Genomic DNA, 19356 nt, shown 5'->3' on the forward strand with positions numbered 1-19356 from the left:
CCCTTCTTGTGTAAAGGAGGAACGATCATGAAATTCGCTCTCATTACCGGTGCTTCTGGAGGTATCGGTAAAAGCACGGCAAAGAAGCTTGCCAGTGAGGGATGGAGTCTCTATCTCCATTATCATCGAAATGAAGAAGCCATCACTACATTGATGGAGGAGATTAAAGGAGTGGATGTAATACCGGTCAAAGCGGATCTCACTTCCTCCGGGGGAGTGGGGAAATTGACTGAACAGATCTTTGATCTGGACGCCATTGTGTACTGCAGCGGAACGTCTCACTGGGGACTGTTCCAAGATCAGTCCGAAGAAAGCATGGATGAGATGATCAGCTTGCATGTAAAGAGCCCGATGCTCCTAGTACAAGCCTTACTTCCGAAGTTGGTCAGGAAAAAAGGATCCATTGTACTCATGAGCTCCATCTGGGGCCAGACGGGTGCATCCTGCGAAGTCGTTTATTCTGCTGTGAAAGGAGCCCAGCTTTCATTTGTAAAGGCCCTTAGCAAAGAGGTCGCCCTTAGCGGGGTAAGGGTCAACGCCGTGGCCCCCGGTGCTGTGAGCACCAATATGCTCTCCGGTTTTACAGAAGAAGACGTCCAGGGAATCAGAGACGAAATTCCCATGGGGGAACTCGCCCACCCCGACCAAATAGCAGACGCCGTGGACTTCCTCCTCTCACCAAAAGCAGCATACATAACCGGCCAAACCCTATCCGTCAACGGGGGCTGGTACACCTAGAAAAGCGGAGCCGGGGAGAACTGACCCGACAAGCATAAGGTCGTCAGGACATAAAGGCGTCCCTTGCCTTTATGGTCTGAGGGACTTATGACCTCGAGGGTCACCCCGGGGGAGCTGGACAAAGAGAAAAGCGGAGCCGGGGAGAACTGACCCGACAAGCATAAGGACGTCAGGACATAAAGGCGTCCCTTGCCTTTATGGTCTGAGGGACTTATGACCTCGAGGGTCACCCCGGAGGAGCTGGACAAGAGAAAAGCGGAGCCGGGGAAATCTGACCCGACAATGCCTCCATTGAAATTTGAGACCGGACGCATAATTCCCTTGAAAAGATGCAAACTAAGCTTGTATCTCAATAAAGGAGGTCATATGACATGTCAGTATTAGAAAACTGGTCTGATTGGAAAAACTTCTTGGGTGATCGCTTGCACCAGGCTCAGCACAGCGGTATGGAAAACGAAACCGTGAATGATCTTGCTTATCAAATCGGTGACTACCTTTCCAAACAGGTGGAAGCTAAGAACGATCAAGAAAGAGTCCTTGCAGATCTTTGGTCTGTTGCTTCACCTGATGAGCAGCATGCTATCGCCAACATGATGGTCAAGCTTGTCAACAATAACGGAACTCGCTAAAGAGAGGGGATTTTCCCTCTCTTTTTTACATTGTCCCATCCAACGTGAAAAATAGAGAAAATGTAGGCAATTATGTAGGTTTTTCTTTTATATTAGAAAAAAATACTTTATTATAATACCTAGAGTTTAAAATCCCCGAATCTGGATCATTGCCTTTGAAGGAGGAAACCCGATGGAAAGGAAAGAATGGTACCTGGAATATGAGATTCAAAAGAACCGCCCCGGCCTGTTGGGGGATATTTCTTCCCTGCTTGGGATGCTCTCGATCAATATCGTCACCATCAATGGGGTGGACGAAGGGAGACGGGGAATGCTGCTCCTTGCTGACACGGATGAGCAGATCGGAAGACTCGAATCGATCCTGCAGACGATGGATACCATCAATGTAACCAAGCTTCGAGAACCAAAACTGAGGGATCGCCTGGCTGTCAGGCATGGACGTTACATCCAGCGGGATGCAGATGATAAAAAGACGTTCCGTTTCGTTCGGGATGAGCTCGGACTTCTTGTCGATTTCCTTGCAGAACTATTCAAGCAGGAAGGACACAAGCTTGTGGGGCTGCGTGGTATGCCCCGCGTGGGGAAAACGGAATCCATCGTCGCTTCGAGCGTCTGTGCCAACAAAAAATGGCTATTCGTATCTTCAACTTTATTAAAGCAGACCATCAGAAGCAAACTGATCGAAGATGAATATTCAGACGATAATCTCTTCATCATTGACGGAATCGTCTCTACCCGGAGGGCAAATGAACAGCATTGGCAGCTTGTCAGGGAAATCATGCGCATGCCGGCGGTCAAAGTGATCGAGCACCCTGATGTGTTTGTACAAAACTCCGAGTATACCCTGGAGGATTTCGATTACATCATCGAATTGCGGAACAATCCTGAAGAGGAAATTACATATGAGTTGGTTGAACAAAATAATTTATTTCAAAATTCCGATTTCGGCGGTTTTGATTTTTGATATTGGAAGGTGTTAAAAAGTGTCTGAATTAGGAAAACGTTTAAAGGATGCAAGGGAGTCTAAAGGCTATAGCCTCGACGATCTGCAGCGGATCACGAAGATCCAGAAACGCTATTTGACCGGAATCGAGGAAGGTTCGTATGATTCCATGCCCGGTAAATTTTATGTGAGGGCCTTCATCAAGCAGTACTGTGAAGCAGTCGGCCTGCCACCTGAAGAAATCTTTGAAGAGTACAAGTCCGAAATCCCTGTCACACAGCACGAAGAAATTCCTGATTCCCTTTCAAGGGTCCAGACAAGAAAGACGGTCTCCGAGAGTTCCTCGAAGGTCCTCGATTTCATCCCGACGTTGCTTATCGTGGTGGTGATCATCGGCATCCTCTTTGTCCTGTGGGTATTCATCCAAGGAAAAATGGGCAATGATAATGCTGCAGAGAATGATACGAACAAAAACAGTCAGGTAGCGGTGGACGAGAAGGATGTACCGAAGGAAGATGATGGTGAAAAAACATCATCTGACAAAGAAGAAAAGCCTGCAGCCGATAAGGATAAAAAGCAGGATAAAGAAGATGATTCAAAAGATACTAAAAAGGGAGATGAACAAACACTCAAGCAGACATCTGTCCAGGGATATAAGACCACTTACGAACTGAATGGAACAGATCGATTCAAACTTTCGTTATCTGCTGACGGTGATTCGTGGATCGGTGTATATAATGAAAAGGATAAGGTGTTATTTGAAGGCACCTTGACGAAAGGGAGCAAAGAGGATTTCGATTTCTCCGGAGAATCCCAGGCCTATCTCATCATCGGGAATGCTGCCAATACAGGTATCACCATCAATGGGGAGGAAGTCGAGTATGGAATCCCAACCGATGTGGTCAGGCAGGATGTTATCATTAATTACAGCAAAGAATCTTCAGAGTAAGGAGAAAGGGGCGCCTTCCCTTTCTTCTAGTGCACTGGATTGGAGGCAATACATTGAATTTACCTAATAAAATCACCATTTCCCGGATCATTCTGATCCCGCTATTCCTCATTATTATGCTGGTTCCCTGGAACTGGGGGGATATGCGCTTCCTTGGGGCGGATCTTCCGGTCAATCAATTCGTAGGGGCCCTCATATTCATCATCGCGTCTACGACAGACTGGATCGATGGATATTATGCGAGGAAATTGGATCTCGTCACCAATCTCGGGAAGTTCCTTGATCCCCTAGCGGATAAGCTACTTGTATCTGCAGCCTTGATCGTACTGGTTGAAATGGGAGTGGCGCCTTCATGGATCGTCATCATCATCATCAGCCGTGAATTTGCCGTGACGGGTCTACGACTTGTGCTGGCAGGAGAAGGCGAAGTGGTAGCTGCAGGTCAGCTCGGTAAGATCAAGACGTGGGCACAGATCATTGCCATATCGGCATTGCTGTTGAATAATGCCATCTTCGAGCTCATGAACTTGCCGTTCGATGTCATTGCCCTTTGGATTGCCATGTTCTTCACCATCTGGTCCGGTTGGGACTATTTTTACCATAATCGCAAAGCGTTTGTTAATTCAAAATAACGGATGGAAGGGGCTGATTCAATTGGAATCATCCCTTTCTTCTTTCACCGGGAGGAAATAATCATGAATGCAGAAATTATCGCAGTTGGATCGGAATTACTTTTGGGGCAGATCGCTAATACCAATGCCCAGTTCATCTCAGAAAGGCTTGCCGAGATCGGAGTGAACGTGTTTTATCATACAAGCGTTGGAGATAACCCGGAAAGACTTGAAGAGGTCATCAAGCATGCAGAAGAGAGGGCGGACCTTCTTATCTTCACGGGAGGTCTCGGACCGACCAAGGATGATCTGACCAAAGAGACCATTGCAAGGAGTCTGGGTGTCAGCCTCTCCATGGATGAAGAAGCCATGGACTCCATCAGGGCTTATTTCGAAAAAGTCGGCAGGGTGATGACTCCCAACAACGAAAAGCAGGCACTGATTCTCGAAGGTTCGGTACCATTGAAAAATGATTTCGGCATGGCACCCGGTATGGTGTTTCAACAGTCCGGGAAAGCATATATCCTGCTACCTGGCCCGCCTTCTGAGATGAGGCCGATGTTCAGTACGTACGGGGTTCCTGCCGTCATGGGCCTCATGAAACGAAAAGAAGTGATCCATTCCCGTGTACTTCGATTCTTCGGGATAGGGGAGTCGCAGCTCGAAGCCGACCTTGAAGAACTCATCGACCGGCAGACGAATCCGACGATCGCACCTCTTGCCGGGGACGGAGAGGTTACCTTGCGATTGACGGCAAAGCACGAGTCAAAAGATGTCGCAGAGACTCTCTTGAATGAGTTGGAATCGGAAATTCGGCAAACAGTCGGGGAGTACCTATACGGATACGACCAGGACTCCCTTGAGGGGGTGGGCTTCAGGCTCCTGAAAGAAAAAGGCCTTACACTTGCTGCAGCTGAAAGCCTCACGGCAGGCTTGTTTCAATCCAGCCTCGCTTCGATCGCAGGCGCTTCTTCCGTCCTTGAGGGGGGAGTGGTCTGCTATCAGGATTCTGTTAAGAGGGATGTGCTGAACGTACGGGAGGAAACGTTGAAGAATCACGGTGCGGTCAGTCGTGAATGCGCCATCGAGCTTGCGGCCAATGTGAGGACCTTGTTCAAATCCGATATAGGCATCAGTTTCACTGGTGTAGCAGGACCCGAAGCGCAAGGGGATCTGCCTCCTGGAACCGTTTGGATCGGCATCGCTTCAGGTGATGGAGAGCCGAGGGCATACAAGCTCACACTGGCTGGAAGCCGAAACGGGAATCGCAGCCGGACAGTAAAATACGGGTGGCATTACTTGGTGAAGGAATACAAAGCATAAGAAATCGTATGGGTGCCTGAAGGGCACCCATTTTTTCGTAGGATTGGAAAAAGTAAGAGAACCCTTAAAATGGCCGATGGATAAAAAACCGAATGAATGTTCGATTTTTTGCTTGTTTTCTATTAAAAAAACCTTTATAGTTATAGATAGGTTGGAAGTGAGACAAGCGTATAGATTGTTAACCAGTTAACCATTCTGAAGGAGGAATCATTTGTGAGTGAACGTAAAGCAGCCTTGGATATGGCTTTAAAACAAATAGAGAAACAATTCGGTAAAGGTTCCATTATGAAATTGGGAGAAAAGACCGACAGGGAAATCGTAACGGTACCAAGTGGATCACTTGCCCTTGACGCAGCGCTTGGGGTAGGCGGTTACCCACGTGGTAGGATTGTCGAAGTCTATGGACCGGAATCTTCTGGTAAGACAACCGTTGCCCTTCACGCCATTGCAGAAGTACAGGCCCAAGGTGGCCAAGCAGCATTCATTGATGCTGAGCACGCCCTGGATCCCGTTTACGCACAAAAATTGGGAGTCAATATCGACGAACTCCTGCTTTCACAGCCGGATACAGGTGAACAGGCATTGGAAATCGCTGAAGCCCTCGTACGAAGCGGTGCAGTCGATGCGATTGTTATTGACTCTGTGGCAGCCCTGGTGCCTAAAGCCGAGATTGAAGGGGAGATGGGGGATTCCCACGTTGGTCTCCAAGCTCGTCTCATGTCCCAGGCCTTGAGGAAGCTTTCTGGTGCCATCAACAAATCCAAGACCATCGCCATCTTCATCAACCAGATCCGTGAAAAGGTCGGGGTTATGTTCGGAAACCCGGAAACGACACCTGGTGGACGCGCACTTAAATTCTACTCTTCCGTACGTCTTGAAGTCCGTCGTGCTGAGACCCTTAAACAGGGAAATGAAATGGTAGGGAACAAGACAAAGATCAAAGTCGTCAAGAACAAAGTTGCTCCTCCATTCCGTGTTGCAGAAGTAGATATCATGTACGGAGAAGGGATTTCCAAAGAAGGTGAGATCGTCGACCTCGGTTCAGAACTTGATATCATCCTCAAGAGCGGTGCCTGGTATTCCTATAATGAAGAGCGTCTTGGTCAAGGACGTGAAAATGCAAAAGTATTCCTCAAAGAGAATCCGGACATCCGCAATGAAATCATGCTGAAGATTCGTGATCACTATGGGTTGGATACAGGCCGTGCCGAGACAGAGGAGACGGGAGAAATGAGTCTGTTAGACGACTGATGCACTCCTCCTTGGCTTTGGCTGCCCTTTCCACCCCAAGAGTCATCGTACCTTGTTTGCCGGGGAAAGGGCAGATCACGGCTTTATGAAAAGCGGACTGGTTATGGCCAGTCTGCTTTTCTGCTTTTTAAGGAATGAATTGTCCGGGAAGTGACCACAATGATACTAATGTCATTCGTTCAGGAGTATAAAACGTGCCGATTGATGGGATTGCTTCATAAATCTGGACACAAAGCTCCCAACCCCTTGACAATAAATTTTCTGAGATTTAAAATTAACATGTATATTTTACAATATTTTCGAATGACATTTGAAAGCCTTGCGCTGTATGTTGAGATCAATTTGTGCAATGTACAAGCCGACATGTAAAAAACATGATGAAAGTGATAGCAAGAGGAGGTGAAATGATGCAACCTATAACACTCATCTCCATTTTGCTTAGCCTTATCGTCGGTGTCGTTGTTGGATACTTTATTCGCAGATCCATTGCCGAAGCGAAGATTGCAGGAGCCAAAGGTTCCGCAGAGCAGATTTTGGAAGAGGCCAGGCGTGAAGCGGATGCTCTGAAAAAAGAGGCCTTGCTTGAGGCAAAGGACGAAAATCATAAACTTCGCACTGAAATGGAAAATGAACTCCGTGAACGAAGAAATGAACTGCAAAAACAAGAAAATCGTTTGATGCAAAAAGAGGAGAATCTGGACCGTAAAGATGAGACGCTCGACAAACGGGAATCTCAGCTTGAACGCAGAGAAGGTACTCTAAACGAGAGACAACAACATATTGAAGAGATGGAAAGCAAAGTGGACGAGATGGTAAGATTGCAGCAAACGGAGCTTGAACGCATCTCGAGCCTGACGCGAGAAGAAGCGAAGGGCATCATTCTTGAGCGTGTGGAAAATGAACTGTCCCATGATATTGCCATCATGGTTCGCGAACACGAAACCCGTGCTAAGGAAGACGCAGACAAGAAGGCGAAGGAAGTTCTATCCCTCGCAATTCAGCGTTGTGCCGCAGAACATGTGGCTGAAACGACAGTCAGCGTCGTGAACCTGCCTAACGATGAGATGAAAGGTCGTATCATCGGAAGGGAAGGAAGAAACATCCGTACTCTGGAAACACTAACAGGAATTGATCTCATTATCGATGATACCCCAGAGGCGGTCATTCTTTCAGGATTCGACCCGATCCGCAGGGAGACTGCTCGAATCGCACTTGAGAAATTGGTCCAGGATGGTCGTATCCATCCGGCACGCATCGAAGAAATGGTCGACAAATCCCGTCGTGAAGTGGATGAGTACATCCGCGAGATCGGTGAGCAGACCACATTCGAAGTAGGTGTCCACGGATTGCATCCTGACCTCATCAAGATCCTCGGTCGCTTGAAGTACCGTACGAGCTATGGACAGAACGTCTTGAAGCATTCCATCGAAGTAGCTCATCTATCCGGGCTATTGGCGGCAGAACTTGGTGAAGATGAACGTTTGGCAAAACGGGCAGGCCTTCTTCACGATATCGGTAAGGCAATTGACCACGAAGTGGAAGGAAGTCACGTTGAAATCGGCGTTGAACTTGCCACCAAGTACAAGGAACATCCGGTTGTCGTGAACAGTATCGCATCCCATCACGGGGATACTGAGCCAACGTCTATCATTGCAGTCCTCGTCGCTGCAGCAGATGCTCTTTCTGCAGCAAGACCGGGCGCAAGAAGCGAAACCCTTGAGAACTATATCCGACGCCTTGAGAAACTTGAAGAGATCTCAGAGTCCTATGAAGGGGTCGAGAAGTCATTTGCCATCCAGGCAGGGCGTGAAGTCCGGATCATGGTCCGGCCGGAAGCCATCGACGATCTGGAATCTCACAGACTTGCACGGGACATCCGAAAACGGATCGAAAGTGAATTGGATTATCCGGGACATATTAAAGTCACGGTGATTCGTGAGACAAGGGCAGTAGAATACGCGAAATAACAGGTTGACTCAGGAGGGCTCCCCTTTCTGAGTCAGCTTTTTTATTGATTCAAATGCTTCCGGATGTGATACAATAACGTAATGAAGCAAACAGAAGGGATTTTTTTATGAAATTATTATTTGTAGGAGATGTCGTAGGCTCAATGGGCCGGGAAATGATCTCTGAATATTTACCTAAATTGAAGAAAAAACATCTTCCGGATTTTACGATTGTAAACGGGGAGAATGCAGCCTCAGGCCGGGGAATCACGGAAAAGATATACAAGCAGTTCATTCAGGATGGAGCCAACATGGTGACCCTTGGGAACCATGCATGGGATAACAGAGATGTTTTTGACTTCATCGACGGAGCAAAGCAGATTGTTCGTCCTGCGAATTTCCCTGAGGGTACACCTGGGCAAGGATTGGTATTTGCCCACGTACACGGCAAGGAAGTTGCGGTGATCAATGCACAGGGTAGGACATTCATGCCCCCACTCGATGATCCTTTTGCTGTTCTCGACGACTTGGTGACCGAAGCAAGGAAGCGGACGCCGATCGTTTTCGTTGATTTTCATGCCGAAGCAACAAGTGAAAAACAGGCGGTGGGCTGGTTTCTCGATGGCAGGGTATCTGCCGTCATCGGAACACACACCCATGTGCAGACAGCAGACAACCGGATATTGCCGAACGGGACGGCATTCATGTGTGATGTCGGCATGACGGGTCCCTATGATGAAGTACTCGGAATGAACAAAGACTCGGTGATCAAACGATTCCAGACGAGTCTTCCTGTGCGCTTCGAAGTACCTAAGACCGGTAGGAAAACCCTGAGTGCCTGCTTGATCGATATTGATCAAAAAACCGGAAAGGCATCGAAGATTGAACGCATCCTCATCAATCAAGATCATCCGTTCATGACTGAATACTAAAATTCACTCCTTTTTCATCCATACCGGAATGATTTGTCCATTTCCTGAATATAGTAGCAGTGGAATTGTTTATACCAAGTTTGTTCTTTACCACAAGCATACGGTATAGGGGAAATGACAAGGAGGAAAAGGAATGGAAATATTAAAAGTTTCAGCAAAATCTAATCCTAATTCTGTAGCAGGTGCACTTGCCGGTGTTCTTCGTGAGAGAGGGGGAGCTGAAATCCAGGCAATCGGTGCCGGTGCACTGAACCAGGCTGTAAAGGCCGTTGCCATCGCCCGCGGATTTGTGGCTCCGAGTGGTTTAGATTTGATCTGTATTCCGGCATTCACAGATATCCTGATCGACGGAGAAGAACGAACCGCGATCAAGTTGATTGTAGAACCAAGATAAAGAACGTCAAGGGCTGTCCGCCAAGGTGGACAGCCCTTATTTCGTTGATTACGATAGATATAACTACCGGGAGGTGCTTGTATGATCATCGATACACATTGTGACGTACTAATGAAACTGTACATGGATCCGGGTCGACATTTATTCAATACAAAAAATGGATTGATGATCACGTACCCACAGCTGAAGCAGCAAAACAGTCGGGTACAGCTCTTCGCCATATTTGTACCTACCCATCTGAAGCCTGGCGAACGGTTTCAGGCTGCCCTGACGATGGTCAATCTCTTTCACCGTCAAGTGATTGCTCCTAATGAGAAGATGGTGATGGTACGGTCAAGGAAGGACGTACTCGCCTTGCAAGAAGGTGAAATCGGTGCCATGCTGTCTCTGGAAGGCATTGAAGCAATCGAAGAGGATATGGAGAAATTGGAGATTCTCTATCGCCTGGGGGTGGCGTCAGTCGGTCTGACCTGGAACTGGGCCAATGCCGCAGCAGACGGGGCTCTTGAACCGAGGGGGGCTGGCCTGACGAAGTTCGGGATGGAGATCATCACGTTCCTCAATGGTCATGGGATGTGGACGGACATGTCACATCTCAGTGAAAAAGCATTTTGGGATGCACTGTCTGTTGCCGAACATCCTATCGCTTCCCATTCAAACGCCTATACGATTTGTCAAAACCCACGAAATTTAAAGAATGATCAAATAGAGGGACTGATTGCAAAGGACGGATTCATCGGCATCACCTTCGTCCCTCCATTCTTGAATACAGCGAAAGAGGCCTCCATGTATGACGTGATCCGCCATGTCGATCATGTGTGCAGTCTAGGTGGCGAGGACCATATTGGTTTTGGCTCTGATTTTGACGGGATCGACCAAACGGTGAGCGGGTTAAGCAGCTTTTCTGATTATGGCTCGATGGTCGGTATGCTTCTTCGTTATTTTTCAGAAGCTCAAGTGCGAAAATTCATTGGTGGAAATGCGCTGAAAAGGCTTCCTGAAATCGTGTAATCCACAGTGGAATGGTGCGAATTGCAGGTAGTGATTTTTAGGTAAAAGTGATACACTGTTTAAGTGAGTAAGGTATAGGGGGAGACCGTTTTCCCATTTAATAGATTGCTATGGAAGGGATTGAATGGAATGAAGCATCAGCTTTCCTGGAAGGTCGGCGGACAACAGGGAGAAGGGATCGAGAGTACAGGAGAAATCTTCTCCATGGCTTTGAACCGCCTCGGTTATTATTTATATGGATATCGTCATTTCTCCTCTAGGATCAAGGGAGGACATACGAATAACAAGATTCGCGTCTCAACCACGCAGGTAAGGGCGATTGCCGATGATCTTGATATTCTCGTTGCATTCGATCAAGAGACGATCGATGTGAACTATAAGGAATTACATAATGAAGGCATCATCATTGCCGATGCGAAGTTCAAACCGGTCAAGCCTGAGGATACAGCCGCAGAACTATATGTGGTGCCTTTCACGGAGCTTGCCACAGAGCTTGGGACTTCCCTGATGAAGAATATGGTTGCGGTCGGCTCCACTTGCGCAGTGATGAACCTGGACCCATCTGTATTCAAAGAAGTGGTCGTTGAAATCTTCGGTCGTAAAGGGGATGCCGTGGTCGAGAAGAATATGGAGGCGATCAGGCAGGGGTTTGAGAAGATGAATGCCGATCTAGGTGACAAAGCCGGTTCCCTTCAGTTGGAAGCGGCAGATGGGAATAAGCGTATGTTCATGATCGGGAATGACGCCATTGCTCTCGGTGCCCTTGCAGGAGGAGTTCGCTTGATGGCTGCTTACCCCATCACGCCGGCCTCGGAGATCATGGAGTATCTGATCAAGAAGTTGCCACTCGTTGGCGGGACGGTGATTCAGACCGAGGATGAGATTGCTGCGGCGACGATGGCGATCGGTGCCAACTATGGCGGAATCCGATCATTCACGGCATCTGCAGGACCTGGCCTTTCACTCATGATGGAGGCTATCGGATTATCCGGCATGACCGAACAGCCTCTAGTCGTGGTGGATACGCAAAGGGGAGGACCGTCCACCGGACTTCCTACAAAGCAGGAACAATCCGATCTGATGGCGATGATTTACGGGACGCACGGCGAAATTCCTAAAATCGTCCTCGCTCCAAGTACGGTGCAGGAAGCGTTTTATGATACGGTTGAAGCCTTCAATCTCGCCGAGGAGTATCAGTGCCCTGTCATCATCCTTTCTGACCTGCAGCTTTCATTAGGTAAACAGACCGTGGAGCCGCTTGATTATTCAAAAGTGGAGATCAAGAGGGGGAAGCTTGCGGACAAAGAGCTGGATGAACTTGAGCCGAAGCACTACTTCAAGCGCTATGAAGTGACCGGAGATGGCGTGTCTCCAAGGGTAATCCCAGGAATGAAAAACGGCATTCATCATGTTACCGGGGTGGAGCATGACGAAACGGGGAAACCGTCGGAATCGCCGGTGAACAGGCAGGCACAGATGGATAAGAGGATGCGCAAGCTGAATGATATCCGCTTTGACACACCGGTTCATATTCAGGCACGACATGAGGAGCCCGATCTCCTCCTCGTGGGATTCAATTCCACCAGGGGAGCGATCGAAGAAGCCATGGTGCGTTTGGAGAAAGAGGGGATCTCTGTCAACCATGCCCATATCCGCCTGATTCACCCTTTCCCTACGGAAGCCATACAGCCTCAGCTTGCAGCCGCGAAAAAAGTGGTTGTCATCGAGAATAATGCTACCGGACAGCTGGCGAATATCTTGAAGATGAATGCAGGATACGGCCAAAAGGTCGTCAATATGACCAAATATGACGGGACACCTTTCCTCCCGCATGAAATACATGAAAGATGTAAGGAGCTGACGCAAAATGGCAACATTTAAAGATTTCAGGAATAATGTCAAGCCGAACTGGTGTCCCGGATGCGGTGACTTCTCTGTCCAGGCCGCCATACAGCGTGCTTCTGCGAATGTAGGACTGGATCCGGAACAGCTGGCCGTCGTTTCAGGTATCGGTTGTTCCGGCAGGATTTCCGGCTATATCAATTCATACGGTTTCCACGGGATCCATGGTCGTTCCCTGCCTATAGCCCAGGGGCTGAAAATGGCAAATAGGGAGTTGACGGTAATTGCATCCGGAGGTGATGGCGATGGTTTTGCCATCGGGCTCGGTCATACGATCCATGCAATCCGGAGAAACGTCAACATTACGTATATCGTCATGGATAACCAAATATACGGATTGACTAAAGGACAGACTTCCCCAAGGTCTTCTACCGGTTTTAAAACAAAATCCACTCCTCAAGGGAGCATCGAACCTGCTCTTGCACCAATGGAGATGGCTTTGACCGCCGGTGCCACATTTGTCGCACAAAGCTTTTCTTCTGACCTGAAGGAACTGACTGCACTGATTGAAGCAGGGTTGAACCATGAAGGGTTTTCTCTGATCAACGTATTCAGTCCATGTGTGACCTATAATAAGATTAATACGTACGATTGGTTCAAGGAAAACCTCACCAAGCTTTCCGATGTGGAAGGATATGATCCTTCAAATAAGGAAGAAGCCATGAGCCTCCTAATGGAGAAACAGGGACTCGTGACGGGTCTCATCTATCAGAATAGCTATCAACCTTCCTATCAGGAATTGATCCCCGACTACTCGGAAGAACCATTGAGTTCTCATGATATTCGTCTCGAAGAAGCTACGTTCGATCAATTGGTGAAGGAATTTATGTAAAACAAACCGGGCTCTCACGGAAGAGTCCGGTTTCTTTATGTGCACAGAACGGAACATCCGGCTCTGCTCATCGCTGACCACGTTGCATGCTTCTCATATAGCCCGCTTTTAGAACCAGGAATCTTTGCTTCAAGCGTTCCAGTGCCTCGGCTACTTCGTTTTGTCTTTTCTTTTCCTCGTTTATAGAGGTGATCAACTTCCTGATCTCTTCATTCTTCTCATCAATGATCTTTGTAAACTCTCCGTGTGTTGATTCCTTATGATGCCTTTCCTTCGCGAGTTCGGCCTCCAGTTGTAGGACTGTCTCTTTCAGCCTTTCGATCTCTTCCTTATCGATCTTCACGATGCCTTCATTATCCCTGATAAGGAAAGAAAGGCTGTGGCGTCCGATTTCTTCCTTGGCGATTCGTTCGGTCAGCTGCCTGTTTTCTTCCTTCAGCTCCTCGACTTGGCGCTTCAGTGTCAGGATTGCCTTTCTTGATAAAGTGGACTCCAATGCCTCATATTCCTGTTTGAACCTTTGCATTTCCGATTTATAATGGATGATCAGCTGATTGAGCTGGATGGGATCGAGCCGATTCATGCGGGTCACCTCTCTTTCGCTGGTTTCTTTTACTTCTATATATATGTATGAACCGGGTCATTCGTCCATCCAATGAATAAAGCCAAGTAAACTTCCCAGCGTTTACTCGGCTTTCTTTCTGTATTTTTATCCGCACACGAATATTCATTCTAAGCGTAAACGTTTGATGTTTCTTATTTAATCTCATCATCTCTTTGAATGATGCGACCATTGTTATTCCCGATGCGGGCGCATGTATGGAATCCATTCATAAGAGGTTGTTCTTCACCTTCCTTTTACATCCTATGCACGTCCAACGGAAAATTGTTGGATAGGTGTCAGGGGGGACTGCGCCTTTTTTTCACATGCTGAAAATCATGCCGTTTATATTTTTTTTTGGGAATCTAGGTGTTTTCTCTATACCGATTCGCGATGCCCCCATAGGATGTAGTGTTAAATAAATATTCATGTAGACGAAAGGAAGGATTTGTTTGAATAAGCGTAAACAACTTAGGGGTTCCCAGACTCCTACGCCAACACCATCACCATCTCCAATTCCATTGGATCCAAATGATCTGGCTCCAGAATGTATTCGTGTCGACAAAGTGTATGATTGGGTGTTTTATGCCAATCGATACGAAAACAAAAACTTCATCCCTGATGAAGACTGCCGTGCAGCCGTCAGTGCAGCACTAGCGGCCGGTCAACGTGTGGAAGTACAGACAGCTCCGGTTGATCCTGCAAGCGTCAGTGTGACTGGTACCATCCTTGAAAATGGTAACCCTGGCCGCGTCCTGATCGTATGGACAGTTCCAGTAGAAGTCACCATCCTTATCGCAGGTGTACCAGCTTGTACGTTCACAGTCCGCACTCAATTCACTGATGAAATCATGCTTTGTGTGCCGACTGGCATCACGAATGCCAACCTGAACATCCGTGCAACGCAAGTCATCGCCTCTTCCGGTGGCGTCCTTATGGGACCAGATCCATTCGGACCGATGATTCCGCTTCGTGTTGTCCTTTGTAAAGATGTTCAAGTGGAATTCCCTGTGAAGTTGGAAGTATTGGCTAAGTTCTGCTTCCCACGTCCAAATAACATTCCAGTACCAGAAGAGCAACTTCAGTGTGACCTGAGCCTTCTTGAGTTCCCACGTCAATGCCCTGGCTTGTTCCCGGTTGCCAACTGTGAGTGTCAAGGTACAGCTCTTGCAAGAAATGAAGATACCGAAGCCACATTCGGTACCGGAGCAGCGGCAGAACTTGTTACAGGTCTATCCACTCTCAGAGCGGAAATCTGTCAAGAATGTTCCCTTGGGGACAGCACATGGTCTTACTCCTTTGTTGATACTGAGGTCGGACCGACTCCTGCACCGACTGCAACTGGATTCCAACCGGACTTCAGCTTCAGCTTCAACCCGTCTTCCATCGACCGCGTAACTTGCGGAACAGATGCATTGACTGCAGTTGGAGAAGGGATCCGCTACTTCGATGGCGCCCCTGAGCAATTGTTCTACGAACTTCAAATCTTCACAGGCCTGCTTGGACCGATTGCAGAAGGCTTCCGCCTGATCCTTCGTAACACTGCCAATGCCGTTATCTTCGACAGCGGAGTTGTAGAAGCCCTCGTTGAATTCAGCGAGTGTCAAACATTTAATGACCTATTGAACGGCTAATGATTAGGGAGAGAGGGGAAACTCTCCCTCCTTTTTTTAACATGGAAAGAATCTGTACATATGATAAAGGAAAGAGATTGATGGGGGTGTTTGCGGATGGTGGATAAAGGTGAAGCATTGAAGGCACTTGATGATATTCGGGTCATATCGGAAGAAGTGGAATCGTTGTTCGGGGAATTGGCAGAACGCGGTCCAGGCCGCATGGAGAAGGCAAGGATGCCGGAGGAAGCAGGTGGCCACCGTGGCGTTGAATCCCTACAGGCTCAATTGAGAGAATGGAAGACCCGGGAAAGGGAACAAGGTGAAGTGATCCTTACCCTGAAAAGAAAAATGGAGCAGCTAAAGGATACGATTCATCAGGAAAGAGTGAAAGGAGGAAGGCCATCTCCCCCTCCAGTGGAAGTCATCATGATCGAGACCAAGGGACCCGAAATGCTGAAAGCAGTGAAGGAGAGGGTGGTTAAACTCGTATGTGAAACTCCATCCAGTGGTGTTGTAAGGATTGACTGCGGTGGTATCCTCATGGGGTTGGAGACGAATAGAAAGATGGTGGAGCTGATTTATCAACAGCTGAAATCTCATTCGGAAAGGTGGAGATATACGATGTGGCATTTTTTATCCGGTAGGGAGCACGAAGAAATGAATGCTGAGATCTTAAAGAGGCTGGAGGAAATCGATGGGCAGCTTCGAGAGTATTCAGCAAAGTTCACAGAAGTGAAGGGTGCGATAGCCGAGCAGCAAAGCATAAACGAATCCGCTCAAAATCATCTCACCGAAGTGAAGAAGATACAGGAAGAAATCAATAAAATTGAAACCTATTATGAGGAAGAAATCCAAAGCCTCAAGCAACAGATCGACCACTTCAAGGAGCGGGAAGGGGAGCTGGAAAGGGAGATCACCCTTCTGCATGATCAGAAACAAAGGGCTCCTAAACAAAGTGCAAGGGAGCTTGAATTGGAATCTGAGGATGAAGCATTAAAAGGTAGAATCAAACAACAATCGAACAAAAAAAATGATCTGTATAAACATATGAAATCCCAGAAAAAAGCGGAAGTCCCGCAGGTGAACCCGGAATTTGATGAGTATGGAAACATTCCCCTGCCCTCCGATTCCAAGAAGACGATGTTCAATCCGCAAAAGTACTTTCGATGACCCATGGAAGGGGGTGAACCACCATGATGAAAAAAGATCAAAACCAAATATACAGACAGAAAAAAAGCATACCCATCGGCATCAAAAAAGAACAAAGGGAAAAAATCGCAGCAGAGCGCACCAAGTTCAAGTTTAAAGGGTGTGGGTGCAACGCGTAAAGAGTCAGTCTTTCTTTCAAAGAATCTCTATAGCAGGTTGATCCTGGAGGCGAAATCTTCCATGCCGAATGAAGCATGCGGACTCTTATCAGGAAGCGGATCCAAATGCACAAGGGTATGGCCGATGAGAAATACTGAACCGTCCCCGTTTTCCTTTGCCATTGATGAAGGGGAAAAGGAACGTGCGGTCAGGGAAATGCATGAACGCAATGAGGCATTTATCGGATTATACCATTCTCATCCGAATGGACTGCCTGTCCCTTCTCAAGATGATATCGATCATGCACCAGATGTATTCTACTTCATCATTTCCGTTGGAGGAGCGGAAGAAGGGATCCGCTGCTATAGAATCCGCGGAAGGCAGGTCATGCATTTGACCATCATTGTGGAATAAGAGTGCATCGGCACTCTTATTCCCATTTGTCTTTTATTTGAAAGAGTAGATTACGAGAGACGGTGAAACGCACAAGCGGGTTAACCAATGAATGCATATAGTATAGGGAGACAAGCAGGAAAGAGGTGATTATGTGAAAGTCTCAATCATCATCCCATTTTACAATTGTCCATATGTCGATCAGGCGATACGAAGTGCCATCCATCAAACCTATCCTGATATAGAAGTCATTGTAGTGGACGATGGTTCTACCAAGTTCACCGAGAAGATCGCCCCTTACAGACACCGAATCAAATACATCCGGAAATCGAACGGAGGAACCGCCTCGGCACTTAATGAAGGATTGCGGCATGCAACAGGTCATTACTTCGCCTGGCTGAGCTCCGATGATCAATTTGTCGCCGATAAAGTACAAAAGCAAGTGACGTTTATGCAGAGGAATGGATCAAGACTCTCCTATACGGCATTTAAAACGGTTGATTCAAACAATACGATTATTAGCGAAATACGTTCTGCCCCCATGAGGCATGGGACATTCAAACAGCGGCTGCTTCAAGGGTGCCCGGTGAATGGGTGTACGGTCATGGCAGAAATTTCTCTCATGAAGCAGGCAGGCTGGTTTGATGAAGGATACAAATTTGCACAGGATTATGAAATGTGGTGCCGACTCAGTTTGTTTACGCCCATGCATTACTTTGATGAATCCCTCGTGTTATACCGTGTGCACCCGGGGATGGGAACGGCCCGTTTTGCAGGCGGGATAGCAAATGAAGCACAACAGATTCAACAAACGTACAGCAAACTCTTTCAATCTCCCAGACGGAAAAAATAGAAAGAGGCTGGGACAAACATATTTTAGTCATAGTAAAACCCGAACTCCTTTTATCAGGCAAAGGAGTTCGGGTTTTTTCATTTCTGCTATGACTATTAAGAATTACTTGTTCCTAGTGGGTAGTTGAAGTGGATGATCTCTGTCATTCCATTAACGACAGACCGTTTCGGAAATGCCCATGTCCATGTTGAATCGGGGAGTCCAGCCGAGGACCCGGCTGATTAAAGCAGGATCCAGACAGCTGTGTTTAATATCCCCCGGCCGGTCCTGACCGTGGATATAGGGAATGGATTTCCCTGTGGTAGTCTCAAGAATCTTGATAACATCGAGCAGTGATGTGGGGATACCGGTCCCTACTACAAACGTTCCCACATCCGGTGCCTTACCAGCCGCGATGTTGGCAGATACGATGTCTTGCACATATACATAGTCCCTTGTCTGCAATCCGTCTCCATTCACCTTTAACGATTCTCCTTTAGAGAGTTTGTCGGTAAAGACGGCGATGACACCGCCTTCCCCTTTGGCCGTCTGTCTAGGACCATAAACATTTCCGTATCTCAAAATGGTGTAAGGGATAGAAAAGAGGTCGTGATAGAGGGTGATATATCGTTCAGCTGCTAGCTTGGAGAGGCCATAAAATGAAAGGGGAGAAGCAGGCACATCTTCGGTGAGCACAGACTCGGATGAATTTCCGTATACAGCAGAAGTGGAAGAAAAGACAAATTTCTTCAGGGACAAATTCCTGCATGCTTCCAAGATATTGATTGTGCCTCCCACATTCACCAACATATCCATGTGCGGATCATTCAATGACCGGTTCACATCTGCCTGGGCTGCAAGGTGATAGATAACATCCGGTTTAATGGAAGTGATGAGTTCCCTTGCTTCTTGAGATCTTATATCCAACTGATGAAACGAAGCGGAAGCAGGCAGATGCTTTACTTTTCCGCTGCTTAGATCATCGATGATATGAACGTCCAAGCCCTCTTTGATCAAATTGTCTGCCAGATGAGAGCCGATGAAACCCGCTCCACCGGTAACAATAGCTTTTTCCATAGTATTCACCTCTGTTTTTAATACCCTATGCAAAAAAGATGATTCGGGTTGAACAGCACGCCCATGTA

The 19356-nt window shown here is 47.5% G+C and carries 20 protein-coding genes; 18 read left to right on the forward strand and 2 right to left on the reverse strand.

From position 1 onward, the window contains the following. The first annotated feature begins 24 nt into the window (after nt 1-24). The 13 genes from ymfI (at nt 25) to K6T23_RS10430 (ending at nt 13461) form a co-directional block, all read left to right on the forward strand. Entirely contained in the window at nt 25-738 is a 714-nt protein-coding gene (ymfI, locus tag K6T23_RS10370) for an elongation factor P 5-aminopentanone reductase (RefSeq protein WP_056538572.1), read from the forward strand. A gap of 371 nt (nt 739-1109) precedes the next feature. Beyond that, nucleotides 1110-1367 (forward strand): DUF3243 domain-containing protein, encoded by a 258-nt coding sequence (locus tag K6T23_RS10375; protein WP_048003989.1) that lies wholly within the window; start codon nt 1110-1112, stop codon nt 1365-1367. A gap of 172 nt (nt 1368-1539) precedes the next feature. Further along, a complete protein-coding gene (locus K6T23_RS10380) occupies nt 1540-2331 on the forward strand; it encodes a DUF3388 domain-containing protein (RefSeq protein WP_048003988.1) in 792 nt (263 codons plus the stop codon). 19 nt (nt 2332-2350) lie between these two features. Further along, nucleotides 2351-3259, forward strand: a complete 909-nt coding sequence (locus K6T23_RS10385; RefSeq protein WP_238284268.1) for a helix-turn-helix domain-containing protein — start codon at nt 2351-2353, stop codon at nt 3257-3259. Nucleotides 3260-3312: 53 nt separating this feature from the next. Beyond that, on the forward strand, nt 3313-3891 hold the full coding sequence (gene pgsA / locus K6T23_RS10390) for a CDP-diacylglycerol--glycerol-3-phosphate 3-phosphatidyltransferase (protein WP_053427240.1): 579 nt from the start codon (nt 3313-3315) through the stop codon (nt 3889-3891). 63 nt (nt 3892-3954) lie between these two features. Further along, entirely contained in the window at nt 3955-5193 is a 1239-nt protein-coding gene (locus K6T23_RS10395; protein WP_238284269.1) for a competence/damage-inducible protein A, read from the forward strand. 213 nt (nt 5194-5406) lie between these two features. Further along, nucleotides 5407-6444 (forward strand): recombinase RecA, encoded by a 1038-nt coding sequence (gene recA / locus K6T23_RS10400; RefSeq protein WP_053427238.1) that lies wholly within the window; start codon nt 5407-5409, stop codon nt 6442-6444. Nucleotides 6445-6851: 407 nt separating this feature from the next. After that, nucleotides 6852-8411, forward strand: a complete 1560-nt coding sequence (rny, locus tag K6T23_RS10405; RefSeq protein ID WP_048003983.1) for a ribonuclease Y — start codon at nt 6852-6854, stop codon at nt 8409-8411. Nucleotides 8412-8518: 107 nt separating this feature from the next. Beyond that, on the forward strand, nt 8519-9322 hold the full coding sequence (locus K6T23_RS10410; RefSeq protein WP_056537045.1) for a TIGR00282 family metallophosphoesterase: 804 nt from the start codon (nt 8519-8521) through the stop codon (nt 9320-9322). A gap of 133 nt (nt 9323-9455) precedes the next feature. Then, nucleotides 9456-9716, forward strand: coding sequence for a stage V sporulation protein SpoVS (spoVS, locus tag K6T23_RS10415; RefSeq protein ID WP_034760060.1), 261 nt, complete (start codon nt 9456-9458; stop codon nt 9714-9716). 81 nt (nt 9717-9797) lie between these two features. Then, complete coding sequence (locus tag K6T23_RS10420; RefSeq protein ID WP_238284270.1) at nt 9798-10727, forward strand: dipeptidase; 930 nt, start codon at nt 9798-9800, stop codon at nt 10725-10727. A gap of 129 nt (nt 10728-10856) precedes the next feature. Next, nucleotides 10857-12608 carry a 2-oxoacid:acceptor oxidoreductase subunit alpha gene (locus K6T23_RS10425; RefSeq protein WP_238284271.1) on the forward strand — a complete coding sequence of 584 codons (1752 nt, stop codon included), beginning with the start codon at nt 10857-10859 and terminating at the stop codon, nt 12606-12608. Beyond that, nucleotides 12595-13461, forward strand: a complete 867-nt coding sequence (locus tag K6T23_RS10430) for a 2-oxoacid:ferredoxin oxidoreductase subunit beta (RefSeq protein WP_238284272.1) — start codon at nt 12595-12597, stop codon at nt 13459-13461. The genes K6T23_RS10425 and K6T23_RS10430 overlap by 14 nt, the downstream gene beginning before the upstream one ends. Nucleotides 13462-13528: 67 nt before the next feature. Here the strand turns inward: K6T23_RS10430 and K6T23_RS10435 are convergent, their stop codons facing one another. Further along, complete coding sequence (locus K6T23_RS10435; protein ID WP_238284273.1) at nt 13529-14044, reverse strand: hypothetical protein; 516 nt, start codon at nt 14042-14044, stop codon at nt 13529-13531. A gap of 470 nt (nt 14045-14514) precedes the next feature. Between K6T23_RS10435 and K6T23_RS10440 the strand changes: the two genes are divergently transcribed. The 5 genes from K6T23_RS10440 to K6T23_RS10455 all read left to right on the forward strand — a co-directional run bounded on the left by K6T23_RS10440 (nt 14515) and on the right by K6T23_RS10455 (nt 18232). Then, the gene (locus K6T23_RS10440) at nt 14515-15696 is read left to right on the forward strand and encodes a BMQ_0737 family morphogenetic spore coat protein (RefSeq protein WP_142245911.1); all 1182 of its coding nucleotides are present in this window, start codon (nt 14515-14517) and stop codon (nt 15694-15696) included. 96 nt (nt 15697-15792) lie between these two features. Beyond that, nucleotides 15793-16848 carry a hypothetical protein gene (locus K6T23_RS10445; RefSeq protein WP_238284274.1) on the forward strand — a complete coding sequence of 352 codons (1056 nt, stop codon included), beginning with the start codon at nt 15793-15795 and terminating at the stop codon, nt 16846-16848. Between the two features lie 23 nt (nt 16849-16871). Further along, entirely contained in the window at nt 16872-17006 is a 135-nt protein-coding gene (locus K6T23_RS22190) for a hypothetical protein (RefSeq protein WP_258523385.1), read from the forward strand. Beyond that, on the forward strand, nt 16990-17400 hold the full coding sequence (locus K6T23_RS10450; protein WP_197082247.1) for a M67 family metallopeptidase: 411 nt from the start codon (nt 16990-16992) through the stop codon (nt 17398-17400). The genes K6T23_RS22190 and K6T23_RS10450 overlap by 17 nt, the downstream gene beginning before the upstream one ends. 133 nt (nt 17401-17533) lie before the next feature. Beyond that, the gene (locus K6T23_RS10455; RefSeq protein ID WP_238284275.1) at nt 17534-18232 is read left to right on the forward strand and encodes a glycosyltransferase; all 699 of its coding nucleotides are present in this window, start codon (nt 17534-17536) and stop codon (nt 18230-18232) included. Nucleotides 18233-18382: 150 nt separating this feature from the next. Here K6T23_RS10455 and K6T23_RS10460 read toward each other — a convergent pair whose 3' ends face one another. After that, nucleotides 18383-19288: an NAD-dependent epimerase/dehydratase family protein gene (locus K6T23_RS10460; RefSeq protein ID WP_056537031.1), complete on the reverse strand. Its 906-nt coding sequence runs from the start codon at nt 19286-19288 to the stop codon at nt 18383-18385. Between the last annotated feature and the right edge of the window lie 68 nt (nt 19289-19356).

This window comes from Rossellomorea marisflavi, from assembly GCF_022170785.1.
GTDB classification, from domain to species: Bacteria; Bacillota; Bacilli; order Bacillales; family Bacillaceae_B; genus Rossellomorea; species Rossellomorea marisflavi_B.